Source organism: Vibrio methylphosphonaticus, assembly GCF_023634655.1.
In the GTDB taxonomy this organism is placed as follows: domain Bacteria; phylum Pseudomonadota; class Gammaproteobacteria; order Enterobacterales; family Vibrionaceae; genus Vibrio; species Vibrio methylphosphonaticus.
Genome location: NZ_JAMKMS010000001.1, coordinates 89043 through 108968, shown reverse-complemented (window position 1 = coordinate 108968; position 19926 = coordinate 89043). Strand labels below are relative to the sequence as shown.

Below are 19926 nucleotides of genomic sequence, written 5' to 3'. Positions count from 1 at the left end.
GAGGTGTGATCGTCTAAACAATTAGCGTGCTAACCCGTCGTGAGAGCTTTAATAAATGTCGTAAATCGATTAGATTAACGATAATTATTGCTGCAAATTAACTGAGCTCTTGTGATTCCAACGCCTTATCATCCTTTTCGACTAAATTCAGCCTCTCGTAGTAGAGAGGCTGGGTGCGGTTATTCGAAGCAAATATTTGCCCCATCAAGGATAAAAATGAAGTGGTGGGTGCAGTGCGTGTGTTGGCTTTTTTTAGCTACGTGTTCTAAGAGTTTTGCTCAAGAGTTTCCACCAATTTTCTATCCACTTCAATTGCAGTCACAAGGGCAATACTTACCGGCGACACAGTTATATATCGGTACGGATGGTGGACTTTGGTCTTTTGATGTCCATGATAAAGTGCGCTTTTTTGATGGTCGTCGTTTCGTCACACTCGACAATCCGCCATTTACTGCGTCGAATGCAGTGTTTGCGCAAGGTCGATTTTGGTATTACCGAGATAATCAAATACTCTCGCAAGTTCCTCAGGGTGAGGAGCAGGTTGTTTACGGTGTTCAACTGACGAATACCATTCGCCATTTGGGAGAATCTAATAGCAACCTATGGTTTGTTGATGAATCGCAGTTCTACATGTATTCAATGACTAGCCAGAAAGTGACTATGCTGCCTCTTTCGTCGTTTGAAAGCTATCACAGTGGGTTGTCTATCGATGTGTCGGATGCGATTTTCGTCGATAATGGTTGGTATTTAGCCACCTCAATTGGCGTATTTCATTGGAATAATGGCTCGTTGACGCGGCTTAAACTGTCGACAAACCTCTCTGCATCGACGCTCCACTACTCTCCGGAAAACAAACAGCTTGTTGTTGGCTTTACCACTGGTGTCGAGATTTATGATGTTGATGCATCTCCATCTACATCCACATCTGTGTCCGTCTCGAAGTACTATCCGTTGGCGCTGTCTCATGTTTTGACTTTGGAAGAATCCGAAGAGTATTACTGGGTGGGAACGGAGCATGGGTTATTTCTGGTCGATAAGACGTTAGGGGAGGCTAGAAAAGTAGAGGTAAGTTTAAATGATGAATATGGTCTGCTCGGTGAAAAAATATACTCGTTGGTGAGTGATGGAATGAGTGGAATGTGGATCGCTACGAATGGCGGGGTACGCTACTTCTCTGAGTTCAGTCGGTTATTTCGGCGTTCTTCGGTTAATTATCAAGATGATTTAAGGCGTATTGACACTAAGCTTGATATGTTTGATAACCCACTCGGTGGGTACTGGGTCGTCACAAATAATGGTTTATATTCGGTAAATAGCGAAGGGACTTCAACCTTGGTGTTTTGGGGGCGAGTATCCTCAGTGGCGCAGCGAGATAAAACACTTTGGCTGGCGACGGAGCGAGGGCTGTTATCACTTGATTTAAGGCGTTATCGCGTTACCCCTGTGCGGGAAGAATACCCATCGTTACCCATTGATATTGAGCATCTCGCGTTTGAGGCAAATGGTGACAATAGCGGCACATTATGGATGAGCAGTGGGCTACGGCTATTTGCTCTAGATATTGCCAATAATCAACTCAAGGATTACGGCACAGACTGGGTGCTACATAAGCACTTGCCGGCCAAGATAACAGCGTTAAACGCGTTGGAGCAGCAACGTTTAGCTGTTGGCACTGATCATGGTCTCTATCTCATTGATAGCGGTAAAAGCCATTATGTCAGTGAGAGTGAAGCTTTTGGCCGCGTGATTGAAATGGCAATAACGGAAGATACACTTTGGGCCGTGAGCAGTTATGGTGTTTTCACTTATCAACCAGAACGCCGAGCATTAAACCAAGTTGAATTACAGCGCGCCAACATTCGGCCGCTATGTGTCACTCAGAGTCGCCAAGCATTATGGGTTATCACCTCTATGGGTGTAAGTGCGTACTTACCTACTGGTGAGATAAAACGGCACTTATCTGAACCTTATGGTTTGATTAATAACGAATTTGTTGATGGAAGCTGTACTTATAATCAGGAGGCTGATGCTATTGCGGTTGGTTCTCGCTACGGGATGGTTGAATTTACATCAAACGAGTTACTTCAAACCGCGCTTCCTAGTCAAACTGTTCTTATTACTGAACTTACGGTGGATAACCAGCCAGTGTCCATTGGTACTGAACCAGTGAGGAACCTTCTAATTCCTTATGGTAAGTCGGTCGGTGTGCGATTTGGTGTATGGCCACTCCCATCGGGTAAAGCGATAGAATATCGCTTTGATGGCGATGAAAGCTGGTCGGGAATTCAAGGGTTAGAGCTTAACTTTGATAAGCCCACAGAGGGAAAACATCAACTCTATATTCGTATTGTGGGTGATGAGAGTGGCTTTAGTCAAAAGTCATTTGAGTTAGTGGTATTAACGCCCTGGTATAAGTCGGCAAGTTTTTACACGCTCTCTCTCTTTGGCATGCTGTCTGTCATTATTGGGTTCATGCTGTGGCGATCGCGACGTGTGAGGGCCATTAACAAAATGCTGAAGACTCAAGTCTCTCTAAAAACCGAACAACTACAGCATCAAAGTCGAGTCCTGGTTAGAAATAACCAACAACTTAGAAAAGTATTCCACGTTCGGCAGCAGGTAGTACGCGATTTAGTCCAAGATGCAGTTGATGCATCAAAACATACCTATTTAGATAACGTGAAGGAGAACACTGGGCTCAATGAACGATTACGAAATCTAGATGCGATCTTTGATGAAGAGGGGCAGCGCCCAGCTGTGTGCTCTGTTAGTCGTATTATTAACTTTACCGTAAAAGCCTGGCAGCAAGAGTTTGATTATCATGGCGTTCGAATGAATCTATTGATTCTTCCAGAAACCAGCTATGTCTTCTTGGATGACTGTAACTTGGATATTATTTTTAACTCAGTCTTATCGAATGCTTTGAAGCGTTTAGTTAGAGGACAGGCTCTTAGTATTACAGTGGATACTGATAGAACGAAGTTGAGTGTAACGTTTGAAGATTCGGGTCTACCTTTGCCTAGTGTCAATCGTTCGCCGCAAGATCGAGATAACGTAGAGGCTGAAAAAACACTCGATTTTAGCCCTAGCAGTTTACCTTTGCATATTCATAATTCTGGGGGAGAACTACGACCGATAGAGCGAGGGGCGGTCAATCGCATGGTCATTCGCTGGAATCTCTATAGTGCTAATTTAATTGATACCGTTAAAGATGACTCAGAGGCTCCATCATTGAGTTCGGGATCTGCTGATTTTAACCCACAGACGTTGAAAGCAGCGGCAGAAAACAGCCCAGATAAACCCAAGCACGGTGACTGGAAGGCAAGTGTCACCCAGTTGGTTTCAGAGCAGTTTAATAATCCTGAATTTAGTACGTCAAGTGCAGCAAAGGTATTGTTTATCTCTGAGCGCAGTCTACAGAGGCGTTTTAAGTCTCTATTTGGCGTTACTTTTTCGGATTACTTAAGTGAAATCCGTATGGAAAAAGCGTGTGAGATGCTATTACAAGGTGAGAAAGTGGCTGATGTCGCATTCTCATGTGGATTTAATGATCCCTCCTATTTTTCACAACGCTTCAAACTTTACTTTGGGATTTCACCTTCTAAATTTGCTTCGTTGGAGAGTGATGAGAGTGAAACCGTTTAAGTATGGTCTTAACAATAACCAGCTTGCTGAGTACGCATCATTTAATAGGTTGATACTATAGAGAAAAGTAGCGATAAAAAGCGCGTTGTTTTACTTTTTCTACCTCTATATTTGTCCGTTCAAATTGGATCTGATTTCCTGGGCGTAATTGACCTAGTTTTGCTAAATCTCGAAAGGCTATCACCCCAGCTTTGCAATAGCCGCCGAGGGTTTGTCGGTCTTGTAGCAAAATAATGGGCGAGCCGCCGTGAGTGATTTGAACTGACCCACATGCGATGCCTTCTGAAATAATACCAGTCTCATTAAGGGCGGCGTGCTTAACAACAGGTGTGGTTATCGGTGTTTCAGAAGATAGGCGAATCCCCATTCGATCACTTTGTGCAGAGACAGTAAACCAGCGGCTAAGTAATTCATGAATAAATTTGCTATCTAAGCGAGCAAATTGATAGCTGGGAATGAGCCGAATACGTTGTTTTTTGGGATAGCATGTCCTGACTGACCTTGGCGTAGCAAGGTGCGAGGCCGCTGACGCATTACAGGTACTGTGGTGAGGTTTCGGTTCATTGATAGTGAGGATATCGCCTTGGCGTAATGGCTCGCCATTTTTAATCCCTCCTAAACGGTTTCTAACGACCGTCGACACACTACCCAGGCTCGCATCGATCTGGATCTCCCCTTGTACCGATAAATAGGTTCGCGCGCCTGTCCTAGGCGTGTGCAGTTGTAAGGTGTCACCAGAATGCAGTGTAAAAGGCTGCCAGTTTGATACCACTTGTTTAGATTGAGTGACGGATGCGGATGACGACGTGATGCTCGCGCTGCAATCAGCGCCACTGAGCATCATGGTAATGGGTTCAAGAGCTTGGAATTGAGCGTGACCAAATAATATCTCAATGCTTGAATTTGTGGTGGGGTTTTGTAGTGATTTTTGTGCCCAACAATGAGCCTTTAAGTCCGCTACTCCACCTTGGCTAAGTCCATATTGGGCAACACCGAAACGACCTAAGTCTTGCACTAAGCTCAAGTGACCAGGATGGACGACTACCAGTCTAGGCATATTGATCCTCCCATTTCATAGAACTCATGCTCGTTGATTGGAGAAAACTGAACTTTATCACCCACTTTCAATAACGATGTCTGCGGGGAGGCTGAGTCATAGAGTTGCAATGGGCAATTACCAATGATGTTCCACCCTCCAGGCGTTGTCTGTGGATACACGGCTGTTTGTCGGTCGGCAATACCGACACTGCCCAGAGGGACTCGCTTTCTCGGTTCCGTTAATCTAGGCGTGCGTATTTTTTCAGGAACGTCAGCAAGAAAAGCAAAGCCAGGTGCGAACCCAATGGCACACACGGTGTAAAGCACGGAATGGTGATACTCAATAATCCGTTCTTTGGACAAGCTAAGTTGCTCGGACATGGTTGCAAGATCTGGTCCGGTACTTAAATCATAGAATGTCGGTAGGGATAGCGTGTTCTCTGTCGGACTCTTGCGGCAAAGGCTAGGTTCAATGGTTAAGATAAAACGTTGCAACGTTAACCCATCCAGTTTTAGCGGATGGAATTCAATAAGGAGCGAGGTATAAGATGGTGTGAAATTGAGTATTGCATTAGGAAAGGCATCGGTGACTTGTTGGGCATAATTTGCGATATAGCGAGGAAGGGTAATGTCGATGCTTTTGCCAAAATACACAATAAGACTCGATTCTGAGGCGGAATAGATCTCTAGTTCAATCTCCATGTTATCGACCTGTATTGTTGTTCATGGTTTGATTGATTATGGCTCGAATAGCGGTTGCAACTTCGATAGAAGCCTCATTGTCACCGTGAACACAAAGCGAGTCCGCGACGACGTGTCGCTCACTTCCGGATGCAGTGATGAGTGTTTGGGTTTGCAGTAAGCGGTTCGCTTGCCCCAAAATTTGTTCAGTGGAGTGAAATACTGCGTTCGCTTGGCTTCGAGGTGTAAGTTCGCCACTGTCTAAATATAAGCGGTCAGCAAACGCTTCAAATAATATTGAGACTCCCATGCTATTGGCAAGTTGCTGAGTTGCCTCTGCGTGGCGATTGGCGAGTAGCATAACCGGTAGATTGAGCACTTTTGCAGCAGCAAAGATAGCCTGCATGATAGACGCTGAGTGCATCATGTCGAGATACATTGCACCATGGGGTTTTATATAGTCAACATGGCAGCCGTAAAGCTGGCAAATCCCATTTAAAGCACCGACTTGGTATAAAATCGATGTCGTGACGGCATCGGTGGACATAGTGATGCTTCGTCGACCAAAGCCCACTTTATCTTCGTAACCAGGATGAGCGCCTATCGATACATTGTGATGTTTACACAGCTGTACCGTTTGAGCCATAGTTTCAGGGTCGGAAGCGTGGAAACCGCAGGCGATATTTGCCATATCTAATAGTGGTATGAGCTGTTCATCTTTGCCTAAAGTCCAACTGCCATAGCTTTCGCCGACGTCGCCATTGAGTCCCATCATCGTATCTAATTCCCTGAAATACTTGTATTCCATTATGATTAATTTCAGATTGATTGACAAATATACACAGTGAGAGGTTGAGTTTATAAGGGCTAAGTCACGCTTATGGGGATGTCATTGGAGGGAAGGGTTTGACACTCACATTTCACAGTAAACGCCTTATTGCTAAACGCAGCGCAAAAAAAATCGCGGCATAGCCGGGGGACCATACCGCGGGTGCCAATGACACCTTCGCTTGCTGCCGGAGTGATGTGGGTCACCACATCACCTCTGGAATTTCATGTACAGGAGCGTTTTGCTCTGTTGGAAATCACTATAGCGACTCTTGCTTAATTCACTTATAAAAAAAACGGCAACCTATCATAATTATCGCGACAAGTTTAAATCTCTTAATGTAAAGCATTGATTTGTAATCGTTTTAATATTTATTTTGTTGTTTTTATCTTGTTACCTATTCAATGTCTAACGGTGTTTTGGGCAGAATTTGACGAAATTGACGTGTTTTTTTTGACGTTACATTTGTTTACAAGTGGCGCAAAGTTGATCTAACGCAAAGCGAAACCTAAGGTTGCACCATTAAAATTAGTGGTAATGTTAATATTTCTCATTACCAATCATAATTTGGGTGAATTAAATGAAGCTGGCTGAATTACAAGTAGGAAGCAGTGGTGTGATTACTGCTTTATCTGGGCTCTCAACTGACGTCCGTAAAAAATTAATGGTAATGGGAATTTTACCGAATACAGAGATTAAAGTGATTCGTCGTGCGCCTATGGGGGACCCCCTCCAGGTTGAAGTTAGAGGTGTCTCACTAGCGATTCGTAATGCAATTGCACAGTCTATTGAAGTGGAGTCGGCGAAATGAACTACACCATCTTAACCGTTGGTAATCCTAACAGCGGAAAAACAACCCTATTTAACGGGTTAACCGGAGCTAAGCAGCAAGTTGGTAACTGGGCTGGTGTCACTGTCGAAAAGAAAACGGGTCAGTATCGTCATGCTGGCGACGACTTTCAATTGACCGACCTTCCGGGTATCTATGCACTAGACAGCGGTAATGATGGTAACAGTATTGATGAATCCATTGCTTCACGAGCGGTGTTAACACACCCTGCGGATCTCATCATTAACGTAGTTGATGCGACCAGTCTTGAGCGCAGTTTGTATATGACGCTTCAACTGCGAGAACTTGGACGTCCAATGATTGTTGTGCTGAATAAAATGGACGCCTTGAAGCGAGAAAGAGTTAAGTTGGACATAAAAGCCTTAGAAAAAACATTAGGCTGTCCTGTCGTCACCTTGTCGGCAACCGATAAAGACCAAGTACGAATCTTGAAAGAGCAGCTGCACAAAATAGTGGTGCAAGGCCTAACGCTTGATAAGCTAGTACTTAATTACGGCAATGAAATGGAACACGCCATTGCAAAGCTAACGCCTATGTTTGCCGAAGAGTCGGTAGACCCAAGAGCACTGGCCATTCGTTCACTTGAAAATGACGTGATGGTACTTAATGCATTAACGAGTGAGCAAAAATCGACGGTTGAGCTTGTGCGCGTGCAAACGGGTATTGATATTGATTTACAAGTCGCGGATGTGAAGTACACCTTTTTACATGACCAGTGTAAAAAACTTCGCCGTAGCGAAGGGAAATTGAGTCGTAGCTTCACTGAGAAAGTTGATGAAATCATTTTGAACAAGTGGGTAGGGATTCCTTTCTTCTTTGTTGTTATGTATTTGATGTTCATGTTCTCAATTAATATTGGTAGTGCGTTCATCGACTTCTTCGATATTGGTGTCGGTGCATTACTTGTGGATGGCGGTCACTACCTACTTGATGATCACTTGCCTGTCTGGTTAGTCACCTTAATTGCTGACGGTGTGGGTGGTGGTATTCAAACCGTTGCCACGTTTGTTCCGGTGATTGCGGCGCTTTATTTGTTTCTCGCTGTATTGGAAAGTTCTGGTTACATGGCTCGCGCAGCGTTTGTACTAGATAAAGTTATGCAAAAAATTGGGCTTCCAGGTAAGGCATTTGTCCCTCTTGTCCTGGGTTTTGGTTGTAACGTACCTTCTATCATGGCGACTCGAACTCTGGATCAGGAAAGAGAGCGTAAGTTAGCGGCATCAATGGCACCTTTTATGTCTTGTGGTGCAAGACTACCAGTGTATGCACTTTTTGCTGCGGCGTTTTTCCCAGAAAGCGGTCAAAATATTGTTTTTGCGTTGTATCTATTAGGTATTGTTGCCGCTGTCTTTACCGGGTTGGTCCTCAAGCACACCATCTATCCTGGCTCTAGTGATAGTCTCGTGATGGAAATGCCAGACTATGAGCTACCGACGATTCAAAACGTCATGATCAAAACGTGGCAAAAACTGAAACGTTTTGTGTTGGGCGCTGGTAAGACGATTGTGATCGTCGTGACGATTCTTAGCTTCTTTAACTCGGTTGGTATGGACGGTTCATTTGGTAATGAAGACAGTGAGAACTCCGTATTATCGAAAGCGGCGCAAGTCGTGACTCCGGTGTTTGCACCTATGGGTGTTCAGCAAGATAACTGGCCGGCAACAGTGGGTATCATTACCGGTATTTTTGCAAAAGAAGCTGTGGTGGGTACGCTAAACAGTTTATATACCTCGGGCGATGATGAAGGTGAAGAGTTTAATTTGATGGCGAGTCTACAAGAAGCGGTAGCGTCAATTCCTGATAATCTATCTGGCTTAAGTTACTCCGACCCATTAGGTGTGGATGTGGGCGATTTATCCGATGCGACGGCAGTTGCGGAAGATCAGGAAGTAGACACGTCTATTTTTGGTAATCTGAAAGGGTACTTTGTCACCGCAAATGCCGCGTTTGCTTACCTAATCTTTATCTTACTCTACACACCATGTGTTGCAGCTATGGGAGCTTACGTTCGTGAATTTGGCCAGAAGTATGCTCGATTTATTGGTGTATGGACGATGGGCCTTGCTTACGGTAGTGCGACTTTGTATTACCAAGTGACCCACTTTAGCGCACATCCAGCGACAAGCTCGGCATGGATTGTGGGTATATTGCTATTTGGTCTTTTGGTGTTCAAACTTCTGAAGTCTGAGGGTAAAAAGCTAAAAGCACTAGAGGTTCAAGTGGCATGATTTTAGCGGACTTGAAAGCGCATATAGAGAGTCACCCCGGTGTGACTCGTCAAGCGCTAGCAGCGGAATTTGCGCTAAGCGAAGATGGCGTTGCTGCCATGCTTGCGGTTTGGATACGCAAAGGAAAGCTTTCAAGGACAGAAGATTGTGATAAAGCAGGGCAGTTGGTTCGAGTGAGGTATCACGTCAATCAACCTAATAGCTTATCCATTCAAGTGACAATGTAAAAAAGGCCCCTAGGGGCCTTTTTTTGTGGTTACAGAATTTAGCTATTTAGCTATTTAGCTATTTACCTATTTACTTATGTACTTATGTACTTATGTACTTATGTACTTATGTACTTGGTTACCTACCAAGCGAACGATAAGCCATAAGCCATAAGCCATAAGCCATAAGCGATAAGCGATAAGCCATAAACCATAAGCCATAAGCCGATAAGTGAACCAGCTCTATTGGTATTGAAATTCAGCCGATTTTGCCAGTTCTATACGCAGGGTGTTGGTGAGTTCACTTTGTTTTTCATCGCTACGGTATTCACCTTTGGTGTTTCCCCACAGCGGTCCTGGCCAGGCAATGTCGTTTTTAAAGCGAGCAATGTGATGGATATGTAGCTGTGGCACCATGTTACCGAGTGCACCTAAGTTGAGCTTGTCGGGTGTGAACAGTGACTCTAATGCAAGGTTCACACATTGAGACTCGGCGAGGAATTGATGTTGTTGCGCCATGGGTAAGTGGTGAAGCTCGCGAAGGTTAGCGTGTTTTGGAACCAGGATAACCCATGGCACAGAATCGTCTTTGTGAAGTAATGCGACACAAAGAGGAAAATCGCCGAGGTAAGTGGTGTCGAGCGCTAATTGAGGGTGCAGTGAAAACGACATAGAAGATCTCCCAAAATTGAGTTCAAAAAAAGGCGAATTGCTTTCGCAAATCGCCTTTTTATTTTACGTAGACTTGAACATTACATTCTTTCTAATGTTTCGATACCAAGCAGATCTAAGCCTTGCTTGATCGTTCTTGCTGTTAGAGCAGCAAGTTTCAAACGGCTCTGTTTCGTTGCTTCATCAGACGCGCTCAAGATAGGGCAAGCTTCGTAGAAGCTAGAGAACTGACCAGCTAATTCAAATAGGTAGCTACACATGATGTGAGGCTGACCTTCTTTAGCGACCAATTGAACGGCTTCTTCAAACTGCATAAGTTTAGCAACGAGTGCTTTCTCTTTCTCATCAGTAATGATCACTTGGCCTTGCAGGTCATCCATTGAAACACCGGCTTTAGCAAATACTGACGCTACACGTGTGTATGCGTACTGCATGTAAGGCGCTGTGTTGCCTTCAAATGCCAACATGTTGTCCCAATCAAACACGTAGTCGGTAGTACGGTGCTTAGAAAGGTCAGCGTACTTAACAGCCGCCATTGCTACTGTATTAGCAATGTTCGCCTTTTCAGCTGATTCAAGGTCTGGGTTTTTAGATTCGATCAATGCACCAGCACGCTCAATGGCTTCGTCAAGCAAGTCCGCCAGACGAACTGTACCACCAGCACGAGTTTTGAACGGGCGACCGTCTTTACCTAACATCATGCCAAATGCATGGTGTTCAAGAGTGGTGCTTTCTGGAACATAGCCCGCTTTGCGAACGATAGTCCATGCTTGCTGAAGATGCTGGTGCTGACGAGAGTCGATAAAATACAGGACACGGTCCGCGTTTAATTGTTCGTAGCGGTATTTTGCACAGGCAATGTCGGTTGTGGTGTATAGGAAGCCACCGTCGCGTTTTTGGATGATGACACCCATCGCTTCACCGTCTTTGTTTTTGTATTCCTCTAGGAATACAACCTGAGCGCCATCATCTTCAACAGCAAGGCCTTGAGCTTGAAGGTCTTTTACAATTGCAGGCAGCATGTCGTTGTACATGCTCTCACCCATAACGTCATCACGAGTGAGTGATACGTTAAGGCGATCGTAGTTATGCTGGTTTTGAACCATAGTGACGTCGACAAGTTTCTTCCACATTTGAGCGCAGTATTCGTCGCCGCCTTGAAGTTTAACAACGTAGCCACGAGCACGAGCAGCAAACTCTTCGTCTTCATCGTAGAGCTTTTTAGATTCGCGGTAGAAGGCTTCAAGATCAGACAGTTCCATAGAAACTTCGCCGGATTCTTTTTGCACACGCTCAAGGTTAGCGATAAGCATGCCAAATTGTGTGCCCCAGTCGCCAATGTGGTTTGCACGGATTACTTTGTGACCTAGGAACTCAAGAGTACGTACAACAGCGTCACCAATGATGGTGGAGCGCAAATGGCCGACGTGCATTTCTTTTGCGACGTTTGGAGCTGAGTAGTCAGCAACGATAGTTTGTTGCTCTTGGGAAGCAACGCCCAATCGAGAGTCAGCAAGTGCGGCTTCTGCTTGTTTAGCGAGAAACTCTTCGCTAAGAAAAATGTTGATAAAACCAGGGCCTGCAATTTCAGTTTTGCTAGCAATGCCTTCTAGGTCTAAAACGTCTAGGACTTTTTGAGCGAATTCTCGAGGATTACTGCCCAACTTCTTAGCAACGCCCATGACGCCATTGGCTTGGTAGTCACCAAACTGTGGTTTCGCAGATTGGCGAACGGCTGCAGGACTGCCTGCGGGTGCGCCTGCGGCTTCAAGAGCCTGAGATACTTTGTCGTTGATCAGTGCTTGGATATTCACTCGCGTTTCCTTCAATTCTTGGAATTGGTTTTCATCTAGTAATTTGGCGCACATAATAGCAACTTTAACGCCCTTCACCTAGGGGGAAGTATTGGATTTTTTCTCAATCTTAGGGATTACTGGTAGTATTTAGCCTCGAAAGTACAAAAAGAGTGGTCATATCGTGCGACAAACCCTGATGCAAAAAGGCTTAATGCCGTCTCAGATGTTGAATGAAATCGATGGATTTATGGATAAAATCCTCAATTTATGCAATCAATTATCATTGGATCTTTCTCGTCATCAAGCGGATCATATTGCCTTGAGAATTAATGGTGCTGATGTGGCTAAAGCCGCCCATCAAGAATGGCTTGAATACGGTCAGGTTATCTCAGAGGCGGTGATTAATGGTCGACCGATTATTGTTATGTTGTTTGAGCAACCAATAGTGACCAAGGTTGGTGAAATAGAGTGTTTAGAGTTGCCATACCCCGCCCCAAATAAGTCTCACCCCATCGAGCACTGGGAACACGTCGAGTTTGTCGTGCCATCACAAGCGCTCACGGCAGAGGATTTCCTTGCTGATCTTTGCCTGCAGTTTCCTGATCTATCTTCTAAATTAGCTAACTTAGAAGAGAATGGCATTGAGATGAAACTCTCGAGTCCTCACGGAGAAGGTGAGCGACTTGCCAACCCAACGGTTGCGTTTAAATATGACGGTGTGTGTATTAAATTACACCCTCATAGTTTAAAAAACATAGTCGCTTCTGAGCAATAATACCTCGTAGGCTATTGATACAACGTAAGCCACTAGCGGTTTACGTTGTCGCTAAACACAGCAAAGAAGAACAAAAAACGGACAAACCAATACGTATCGTATGAAAGAAAACGACTAAACTTACCAATAACACCATGTATCAAAACCAACAGGTGAATGATGAAGTTTATTACTGCGATAGTATTGGGTTGCGTAACGTTTCCTGCGGTGGCAACGTCCTTCGATATCGATAACCCCAACTGTAATCCTGCAGCCCATAAAACGGTCTCCAATGATCACCTCACGCTTTCTTTTCAGTTCTGCAACAAAATAGAGCTCCCTAACCGTAAACGTGAAAAGTGGTCAACGCGGTATATGGAGGCTTATCAACGCGCAGGGTTACGTTGGTTAGAGGTACTCAGTGCGGTGGATGGCATCGACAAGCATCGAATTGATATTGACGTGTATGTGATTCCGTTAGCAGATGCTAATGGTATGGCTGGACCTGAAGAAGAAATCGATGTGGATTGGCGTCTAATCCCCGTTAAAGGGTCTATTTTTATCGGCAGTCATACTTACGCTACGCATTTTGACGCCGTTGAATTTGAGGCCAATTTATTGCATGAGATGGGACATGTATTTGGGGTTGGCGCGTATAGTGAAGACTACACCCGGTCTGATGGGCAGTTAGGGAATGTCTTTGAGGTTAAGGGCAGTCAAGCCGTCAAGATGTACAATCAAACGTTTGATGTCGATTATCGCGTTCTACCCATGAGCGATGATGGGGGACACTTGTATGATCCGCACTGGGGGGGCGATAAAAAACGCTACGATAAGAACGGTCGTCCGGTACCCGCTATGACGCAAGAACTCATGGCCAATGGCAACAAAATTGGACCCGTTACGATGGGGCTGTTGGACGATCTAGGCTATCAGGTCAATTACGATCAAGGTGATCGCTATTCCAAATAAAGAGATAGGTGCTTTGTGCCAGACAGTACGTTTTTACGCAAGCAGTACGTCTTTACGCAAGAAAGTAACGGTTCTAAATACACTGACTAGGTAACAGAATAAAATAACGCGGGAAGAGAATAACGTAACAAGGTAATAGAGAAAAACTTACTAAGGTAATAGAACAAAGGAGCCAGAATGACATAGCCTTGAGCGGCGAGTCTCATTGGCTCCTTAGCGGTTTAGAGAATCACGGTTTTGTTGCCATACACAAACACATGGTCATTGATGACTTTATTGAGCGCTTTGGATAGCACGTTTTTTTCAACGTCCCGGCCGGCCTGAGCCATATCTGCGGCGCTGAAGTTATGATCCACTGGGATGACGTCTTGTTTAATGATCGGGCCTTCATCAAGATCATTGGTAACAAAGTGCGCGGTCGCACCGATGATCTTTACACCGCGGTCATAGGCTTGCTGATAAGGTTTTGCACCAATGAAAGCCGGAAGGAAACTGTGGTGGATATTAATGATTTTGTGATGGTATTGTTCCACAAAAGCGGGAGTCAGTACTCGCATGTATTTGGCGAGCACTAGGTAGTCCGCATCATATTGGTCAATCACAGTGAGCATTTTTGCTTCGTGTTCTTCACGGCTTAACCCATCATGAGACACGCAGTGATAAGGGATATCGAATTTTTCTGTGAGGCCTTGAAGGGTGTCGTAATTTCCAACCACAGCGGCAATGTCGACATTCAAGCTACCATCAAAATTCTTCATTAAAATATCACCGAGGCAGTGCGCTTCTTTGGTGACTAAAATAACGACTTTCTTACGAGACGAATCGACTAATGAACGCTTAGTGCCCGCAGGCAAAGCTTGGTCTAAATCAGCCAGCAAGGTTTGATTATTAAAATAGCCTTCCAGTTCGGTACGCATAAAAAAATGCCCACTGGTATTGTCTACAAACTCATTGTTATGAATGATATTTAATTGGTGTTTGTAGCAGATGTTGGTAATTTTTGAGATGAGTCCCGGCGCATCACTACAATGCGTTAACAGGGTTTTCTTTTCCATGATTTACGGCTTCCGTGAAATAGTAAAAATTCTGTACCAATTGAAGTAGTATCGATGTCAATAACGTTGAAAAATAATCGATTGAAGTGACTCGTCATTTACGATCAAGAGGGTTGTAATTTGGTGCGTTTATTGGCGTAACATGCCATCTATCACCCAGTTTTAATCTATTCTGACTAAGGTTTCAACAAAATCGAAAGGTATCTTATAAATCATCGTTAGGGTGACCCTCTCACCTAACTCAATCCTCACTCAATCATCGTGCCATCGTAACCGCCATTAATCGCTAGCGTTATCGGGTTTAAATCCAACATATTGCGAGACATTACAAGCATGACACTTTGTTCAGGTATACTAGAGCGATTCGTATCTAATTGACTCGGTGTCATGGTATCTAAAGCAATCAATAAGGCTTTCGCGTCGGGCGGAGCGTTAGGACAAGTTATCCCAGGTTTTCAACCTCGTCAGCCGCAACTGGATATGGCGAATGCGGTAGAAAACGCAATTGAGCAAGAAGCGCAGTTGGTTGTCGAAGCGGGCACGGGTACCGGCAAAACCTTTGCCTATCTTGTTCCGGCTCTGCTGAGTGGAAAAAAAACCATCATCAGTACCGGGTCTAAAAACCTGCAAGAGCAACTGTTTCATCGTGACCTACCATTGATGGTGGATGCGCTTGGGTTTCACGGCAAAGTATCATTGCTTAAAGGGCGATCTAATTATTTGTGTCTCGACCGCTTGAGCCGCCAAATGGTGGAGAGTCATACCACAGAGACCAACACCGAATTGCTATCGCAATTAGTCAAAGTGCGTGGCTGGGCATCGGAAACCAAATCAGGTGATCTAGGTGAATGCGATGCCATTGCCGAAGACAGCCCTGTGATTCCCACTATCACGTCAACGAACGATAATTGTTTAGGCAAAGACTGCCCCAGCTATCAAGACTGTTTTGTTCTCAAAGCAAGAAAACGCGCCTTAGACTCCGACATTGTCGTGGTAAATCATCACCTTTTTCTTGCTGATCTTGCTATTAAAGAAACGGGGTTCGGAGAATTGATTCCAGAGGCGGAAGTGTTTGTCTTTGATGAAGCGCACCAAATTCCGGACATCGCTAGCCAGTACTTTGGCCAGTCTTTATCGAGCCGCCAAATTCAGGAACTTGCGAAAGACATCGAGATTGGTTACCGCACTGAAGCGCGTGATATGAAGCAGTTACAAAAAGCAGGGGATAGGCTGTCTCAAGCGGCGATGGATTTACGCATTGTACTTGGGGACACGGGGTTTCGAGGAAACTGGCGTGATGCGATTAAGTCGCCGTCTATTTTGCGAGAGGTTGAAAGGCTTCGCGATTCTGTGGTGTTGTGCATTGATGTGCTGAAATTGGCATTAGGGCGCAGCCAGTTATTGGATACCGCTTTTGAGCGCGCCAATTTAATAAAAGGACGCATTGAACGAGTGTGTGATGTGTCTATTACCGGTTACTCCTATTGGTATGACACAACGCCAAGGCAGTTTAGCTTGCACATCACCCCGCTTAGTGTGGCGGATAAATTTCATGAGCAGATTGAAGCGAAAGGTGGGGCGTGGATTTTCACTTCAGCAACGCTTGCGGTGTCTGAAGATTTTCAACATTTTACTTCACGCTTAGGCCTAACACCCACACAGCAATTTTCACTGCCTAGTCCTTTTGATTATTCAACACAGGCAAGGTTGTGTGTGCCCCGATATTTGCCTGAACCGAACAGTAAAGGGCTCGCAGAGAAGCTGGTTGAGATGTTGGCACCCGTCATAGAGAAAAACCAAGGTCGATGTTTTTTTCTGTGTACGTCGCACAGCATGATGAAGGAATTAGGCGAGCGCTTTCGTGAAACGCTTACCTTGCCCGTTTTGCTTCAAGGAGAAACCAGCAAGCAAAAAACTTTGGCTGAGTTTATGGAGTTGGGGAACGCTTTGCTTGTGGCGACAGGGGCGTTTTGGGAAGGAATAGATGTTAGAGGTGACGCGCTTAGCTGTGTTATTATCGACAAATTACCGTTTACCGCACCTGACGATCCACTGCTTAAAGCGCGGATTGAAGACTGTAAGTTGCAAGGGGGAGACCCTTTCAATCATGTGCAATTACCGGATGCGGTTATTACGTTGAAGCAAGGTGTTGGTCGATTGATTCGCGATCAAAAAGATTGTGGTGCTCTGATTATTTGCGATAACCGTTTGGTGACGCGTGACTATGGCGCTACTTTTTTAGCCAGCTTACCGCCTATTCCGCGAACTCGAGATCTCGGAAAAATAGAGACATTTTTGCTACAATCCCAGCAAAGTGCATCAAAAAAAGAACGCATTGAGAAATAGATGACTAACAAAATTCTAGCAATTGATACTGCCACTGAAAACTGCTCTGTCGCACTTTTAGTGGGGGATAAAACCTACGCTCGTAGTGAACTTGCGCCACGTGACCATACGAAAAAAGTCTTACCTATGGTCGATGAACTGCTCAATGAGGCAGGACTGACGTTACAAGATCTTGATGCATTAGCGTTTGCACGAGGTCCAGGTAGTTTTACTGGCGTACGCATCTGTATTGGTGTAGCTCAAGGACTCGGTTTTGGTGCCGATTTACCGATGATTGGTATTTCAACCTTAAAAGCCATGGCGCAAGGTGCGTATCGTAAGAATGAAACCACTAATGTCGCAACGGCGATTGATGCTCGCATGAGTGAAGTCTATTGGGGGCGTTTTGAACGCCTTGAAAACGGCGACTGGACGGAGGTTGAAGCCGAACAAGTGGTTGCACCGGACACAGTAGTGGCGAATACACCTCAAGATGGCAAGACATGGGCAACCGCTGGGACTGGTTGGGAGGCGTATACCGACTCCCTGTCAGCGCTTGCGATTGACACTCAACCATCAGGGGTACTCTATCCAGAAGCGGAAGACATTGCTTTCTTAGCGCAATATGAGCTAGCAAAAGGCAATGTCGTTGCGGCGGAAGAGGCGAGTCCTGTTTATCTGCGAGATAACGTGACTTGGAAAAAATTGCCGGGAAGAGAATAAGTAACCTCGGTACCCTTAGCTCGATATTCTAAGAATGTTTGACTCGGTCTGTAAGTAGATAAGTACATAAATAGAAAGTAGATAAATAGAAGGGGTGGGTTCATCGCCCCTTTATCACTGCAGAACTGTGCTTATATGAGATCGCATAACAACAAGTACACGACACGTAACGGTTATTCCAGTCAAGCATTTAACATAACCACGCACTAGGTGAGGCATATGGTTTCGATTCAAGGTTTACCTACCGTCCATTCTCAGCAGCGGACGAATAAAGCAAAGCGTAAGCAATCGGTATCGAATGCCACCACGTCCCAAGCCGCCTCTCAGGTAGGTCAATCTACACAGGTCACAAAAGTTGCTCAGGCAGTGGCACATTCTGTGAAAACAGTTTCTGATGCGGACGTGCAGCGTACTCATGTTCACTATGATTTGCCGGAAGGAAAGTCCAAACAAGCGCTAGAAGCGTATATGAATGTGATGAACCGTGCTAAACGTGAGGAACTTGAACAGCTGTTTGGTGTCGATATGTACGTGTGATAATGAGAACGATTAATGTGTGGAACAAGAATGAATAAATATTTGAAATGGTTGGGTGCATTGGGCTTGTCTTTCATGCTCTCCGCTTGTGGTAGCTTACCAGACTCACTGGTCACAGCGAACGAGAATGTCATTGCGCAATATCAACCTGTTGTGGATGCGAAAGAAGGCAGTGAAGTGCGCCTCGGTGGGGTCATTGATACCGTCACTAATCTTGCCACTCAGACTCGAATTGAAATTGTTAATCTTCCCATCGATAAATATGGCAAGCCAGATCTCGACCAAGAACCGAATGGTCGCTTTATCGCGTATGTGGACGGCTTTATTGACCCGGTGACGTATTCGAGAGGTCGACTTATCACCGTTGGCGGAAATAAAGCGGGTGACGAGCGGGGAAAAGTGGGCGAATTTGAAGCAGACTTCCCCGTCATCACAGCGTATGGCCAGTATTTGTGGCGAGTGGAAGAGCGCCTAATTATCGATCGTCAGGCGAGTTCTTTTCATTCTTGCTGGGGTTACTACTGTGACGACTTTTATTACGGACCAACGCAAGGTCGCGTTATTAAAGAGGTGAAATAGTATTGCGATCCTTTAAAGAGCGTTTACTGCAAGTCAACGATAGAAATATCGCTTACTTGGAGTATCGAGGAGACGCCTTACCAACAGAGAAAACGACCGTCAAGACGGTCGTTTTTGTTCATGGTTGGATGGATAATGCCGCGAGCTTTCATAAATTACTGACAATCATTGAGCAACGGCAATTAAATTGGCGTGTATTAGTCTTGGATCTACCGGGGCATGGTCTTTCTACTCATAAAAACAGCGACCACTTTTATAGCTTTCATGACTATATTGACGATTTACATCAGATTCTGGTTAATCTTCAAGCGGTCAATGCATTCTTGGTTGGACATTCGCTTGGTGCATTGATTGCAAGTTGCTATAGTGCGGCCTTTCCTGAAAATGTCGCAGGATTAGTTCAAATTGAAGCGCATTTCCCAATGGCAGAAGAGCCCGATCAAGCGGTCAGTCGGTTGAGAAAAGGCATTGAAAATCGTGAGCGTTGGAGAAACAAAAAGCGGCGAGCAGTGCCGTCCTTTGATGACGCAATCACGATGCGGATGCGAGCCACTAAATTAGAGGCTGACGCGGTTCGTCCTATTGTAGAGCGAGACCTTCAAAGCATTGATGGGCAGTGGTTTTGGCGTCACGATAGTAAGCTCAAATGTCAGTCTGTTTATCGTATGTCGCAACCACACGCTGAAGCAGTGATGTCAGCCATTTCAGTGCCTCATGTGGTGATATTAGGTCGTTCGGGTTATCGTTTTCTTCAAGACCAACTCGTGTTAGACAAACTTCACAATGCAGAGGTTGAGTGGGTCGATGGGGATCACCATTGCCATTTAGAATCACCAGCTAGAGTATTTGAACTAATTTCTGAACTAGTTAACAAAAATTAAACAAGTGTTTGAGTGTTTCGTGCGTGAAAGGGTTGCCTGTGCTGTAATAGTAAGCAATACCAACGAGTAACGGATTATCAAGTTGTGAGTGGATTTAACAAGTTGTTAAAAGCTGGGTTTATAAATGGGTCAGCTTTTAAATAGTTTAAGTTTTA

The 19926-nt window shown here is 44.9% G+C and carries 17 protein-coding genes; 11 read left to right on the top strand and 6 right to left on the bottom strand.

Translation table 11 applies throughout. The features are described from left to right. Positions 1–216 precede the first annotated feature (216 nt). Complete coding sequence (locus tag M9196_RS00520) at positions 217–3645, top strand: AraC family transcriptional regulator (protein ID WP_250615578.1); 3429 nt, start codon at positions 217–219, stop codon at positions 3643–3645. A gap of 55 nt (positions 3646–3700) precedes the next feature. Here the strand turns inward: M9196_RS00520 and M9196_RS00515 are convergent, their stop codons facing one another. Genes M9196_RS00515 through M9196_RS00505 form a run of 3 tightly spaced genes read right to left on the bottom strand, consistent with a single transcriptional unit; the run spans position 3701 to position 6139 of the window. After that, the gene (locus M9196_RS00515) at positions 3701–4702 is read right to left on the bottom strand and encodes a 5-oxoprolinase subunit C family protein (protein ID WP_250615577.1); all 1002 of its coding nucleotides are present in this window, start codon (positions 4700–4702) and stop codon (positions 3701–3703) included. Beyond that, positions 4687–5385, bottom strand: coding sequence for a 5-oxoprolinase subunit PxpB (pxpB, locus tag M9196_RS00510; protein ID WP_250615576.1), 699 nt, complete (start codon positions 5383–5385; stop codon positions 4687–4689). Before pxpB ends, M9196_RS00515 begins: the two co-directional genes overlap by 16 nt. A gap of 1 nt (position 5386) precedes the next feature. Then, positions 5387–6139 (bottom strand): 5-oxoprolinase subunit PxpA, encoded by a 753-nt coding sequence (locus M9196_RS00505; protein WP_250615575.1) that lies wholly within the window; start codon positions 6137–6139, stop codon positions 5387–5389. A 634-nt stretch (positions 6140–6773) separates the two neighbouring features. On the opposite strand from M9196_RS00505, the gene M9196_RS00500 reads away from it, so the two are divergent. The 3 genes from M9196_RS00500 to M9196_RS00490 are packed head-to-tail and all read left to right on the top strand — an operon-like array spanning position 6774 to position 9498. Continuing rightward, the gene (locus tag M9196_RS00500; RefSeq protein ID WP_250615574.1) at positions 6774–7004 is read left to right on the top strand and encodes a FeoA family protein; all 231 of its coding nucleotides are present in this window, start codon (positions 6774–6776) and stop codon (positions 7002–7004) included. Beyond that, positions 7001–9271, top strand: coding sequence for a Fe(2+) transporter permease subunit FeoB (gene feoB / locus M9196_RS00495; RefSeq protein ID WP_250615573.1), 2271 nt, complete (start codon positions 7001–7003; stop codon positions 9269–9271). Before M9196_RS00500 ends, feoB begins: the two co-directional genes overlap by 4 nt. Beyond that, positions 9268–9498 carry a FeoC-like transcriptional regulator gene (locus tag M9196_RS00490; RefSeq protein WP_250615572.1) on the top strand — a complete coding sequence of 77 codons (231 nt, stop codon included), beginning with the start codon at positions 9268–9270 and terminating at the stop codon, positions 9496–9498. Before feoB ends, M9196_RS00490 begins: the two co-directional genes overlap by 4 nt. Before the next feature lie 222 nt (positions 9499–9720). On the opposite strand, the gene M9196_RS00485 is transcribed toward M9196_RS00490, so the two are convergent. Together M9196_RS00485 and argS are read right to left on the bottom strand one after the other, a co-directional pair. Next, the gene (locus M9196_RS00485; protein WP_250615571.1) at positions 9721–10149 is read right to left on the bottom strand and encodes an HIT domain-containing protein; all 429 of its coding nucleotides are present in this window, start codon (positions 10147–10149) and stop codon (positions 9721–9723) included. A gap of 80 nt (positions 10150–10229) precedes the next feature. Next, a complete protein-coding gene (gene argS, locus M9196_RS00480; RefSeq protein ID WP_250615918.1) occupies positions 10230–11963 on the bottom strand; it encodes an arginine--tRNA ligase in 1734 nt (577 codons plus the stop codon). Positions 11964–12126: 163 nt separating this feature from the next. Between argS and M9196_RS00475 the strand changes: the two genes are divergently transcribed. Both M9196_RS00475 and M9196_RS00470 read left to right on the top strand, forming a co-directional pair. Then, on the top strand, positions 12127–12720 hold the full coding sequence (locus tag M9196_RS00475; RefSeq protein WP_250615570.1) for a VOC family protein: 594 nt from the start codon (positions 12127–12129) through the stop codon (positions 12718–12720). A 156-nt stretch (positions 12721–12876) separates the two neighbouring features. Further along, positions 12877–13671 carry a hypothetical protein gene (locus M9196_RS00470; protein ID WP_250615569.1) on the top strand — a complete coding sequence of 265 codons (795 nt, stop codon included), beginning with the start codon at positions 12877–12879 and terminating at the stop codon, positions 13669–13671. Between the two features lie 221 nt (positions 13672–13892). On the opposite strand, the gene purU is transcribed toward M9196_RS00470, so the two are convergent. Beyond that, entirely contained in the window at positions 13893–14726 is an 834-nt protein-coding gene (gene purU, locus M9196_RS00465; protein WP_250615568.1) for a formyltetrahydrofolate deformylase, read from the bottom strand. 387 nt (positions 14727–15113) lie between these two features. On the opposite strand from purU, the gene M9196_RS00460 reads away from it, so the two are divergent. The 5 genes from M9196_RS00460 (at position 15114) to M9196_RS00440 (ending at position 19771) form a co-directional block, all read left to right on the top strand. Further along, entirely contained in the window at positions 15114–17072 is a 1959-nt protein-coding gene (locus M9196_RS00460; RefSeq protein ID WP_250615567.1) for an ATP-dependent DNA helicase, read from the top strand. After that, positions 17073–17774 carry a tRNA (adenosine(37)-N6)-threonylcarbamoyltransferase complex dimerization subunit type 1 TsaB gene (gene tsaB, locus M9196_RS00455; RefSeq protein ID WP_250615566.1) on the top strand — a complete coding sequence of 234 codons (702 nt, stop codon included), beginning with the start codon at positions 17073–17075 and terminating at the stop codon, positions 17772–17774. A gap of 219 nt (positions 17775–17993) precedes the next feature. Continuing rightward, a complete protein-coding gene (locus tag M9196_RS00450) occupies positions 17994–18311 on the top strand; it encodes a chromosome partitioning protein ParA (protein WP_250615565.1) in 318 nt (105 codons plus the stop codon). 30 nt (positions 18312–18341) lie between these two features. Beyond that, positions 18342–18890, top strand: coding sequence for a Slp family lipoprotein (locus M9196_RS00445; protein ID WP_250615564.1), 549 nt, complete (start codon positions 18342–18344; stop codon positions 18888–18890). A gap of 2 nt (positions 18891–18892) precedes the next feature. Beyond that, positions 18893–19771 carry an alpha/beta fold hydrolase gene (locus M9196_RS00440; RefSeq protein ID WP_250615563.1) on the top strand — a complete coding sequence of 293 codons (879 nt, stop codon included), beginning with the start codon at positions 18893–18895 and terminating at the stop codon, positions 19769–19771. Positions 19772–19926: the final 155 nt, after the last annotated feature.

What these genes read in the sequence shown, in the direction of transcription:
- M9196_RS00520 (WP_250615578.1), top strand. Translation starts at nt 217, where the DNA reads ATGAAGTGGTGGGTGCAGTGCGTGTGTTGGCTTTTTTTAGCTACGTGT.
- M9196_RS00515 (WP_250615577.1), bottom strand. Translation starts at nt 4,702, where the DNA reads ATGCCTAGACTGGTAGTCGTCCATCCTGGTCACTTGAGCTTAGTGCAA.
- pxpB (WP_250615576.1), bottom strand. Translation starts at nt 5,385, where the DNA reads ATGGAGATTGAACTAGAGATCTATTCCGCCTCAGAATCGAGTCTTATT.
- M9196_RS00505 (WP_250615575.1), bottom strand. Translation starts at nt 6,139, where the DNA reads ATGATGGGACTCAATGGCGACGTCGGCGAAAGCTATGGCAGTTGGACT.
- M9196_RS00500 (WP_250615574.1), top strand. Translation starts at nt 6,774, where the DNA reads ATGAAGCTGGCTGAATTACAAGTAGGAAGCAGTGGTGTGATTACTGCT.
- feoB (WP_250615573.1), top strand. Translation starts at nt 7,001, where the DNA reads ATGAACTACACCATCTTAACCGTTGGTAATCCTAACAGCGGAAAAACA.
- M9196_RS00490 (WP_250615572.1), top strand. Translation starts at nt 9,268, where the DNA reads ATGATTTTAGCGGACTTGAAAGCGCATATAGAGAGTCACCCCGGTGTG.
- M9196_RS00485 (WP_250615571.1), bottom strand. Translation starts at nt 10,149, where the DNA reads ATGTCGTTTTCACTGCACCCTCAATTAGCGCTCGACACCACTTACCTC.
- M9196_RS00470 (WP_250615569.1), top strand. Translation starts at nt 12,877, where the DNA reads ATGATGAAGTTTATTACTGCGATAGTATTGGGTTGCGTAACGTTTCCT.
- purU (WP_250615568.1), bottom strand. Translation starts at nt 14,726, where the DNA reads ATGGAAAAGAAAACCCTGTTAACGCATTGTAGTGATGCGCCGGGACTC.
- M9196_RS00460 (WP_250615567.1), top strand. Translation starts at nt 15,114, where the DNA reads ATGGTATCTAAAGCAATCAATAAGGCTTTCGCGTCGGGCGGAGCGTTA.
- tsaB (WP_250615566.1), top strand. Translation starts at nt 17,073, where the DNA reads ATGACTAACAAAATTCTAGCAATTGATACTGCCACTGAAAACTGCTCT.
- M9196_RS00450 (WP_250615565.1), top strand. Translation starts at nt 17,994, where the DNA reads ATGGTTTCGATTCAAGGTTTACCTACCGTCCATTCTCAGCAGCGGACG.
- M9196_RS00445 (WP_250615564.1), top strand. Translation starts at nt 18,342, where the DNA reads ATGAATAAATATTTGAAATGGTTGGGTGCATTGGGCTTGTCTTTCATG.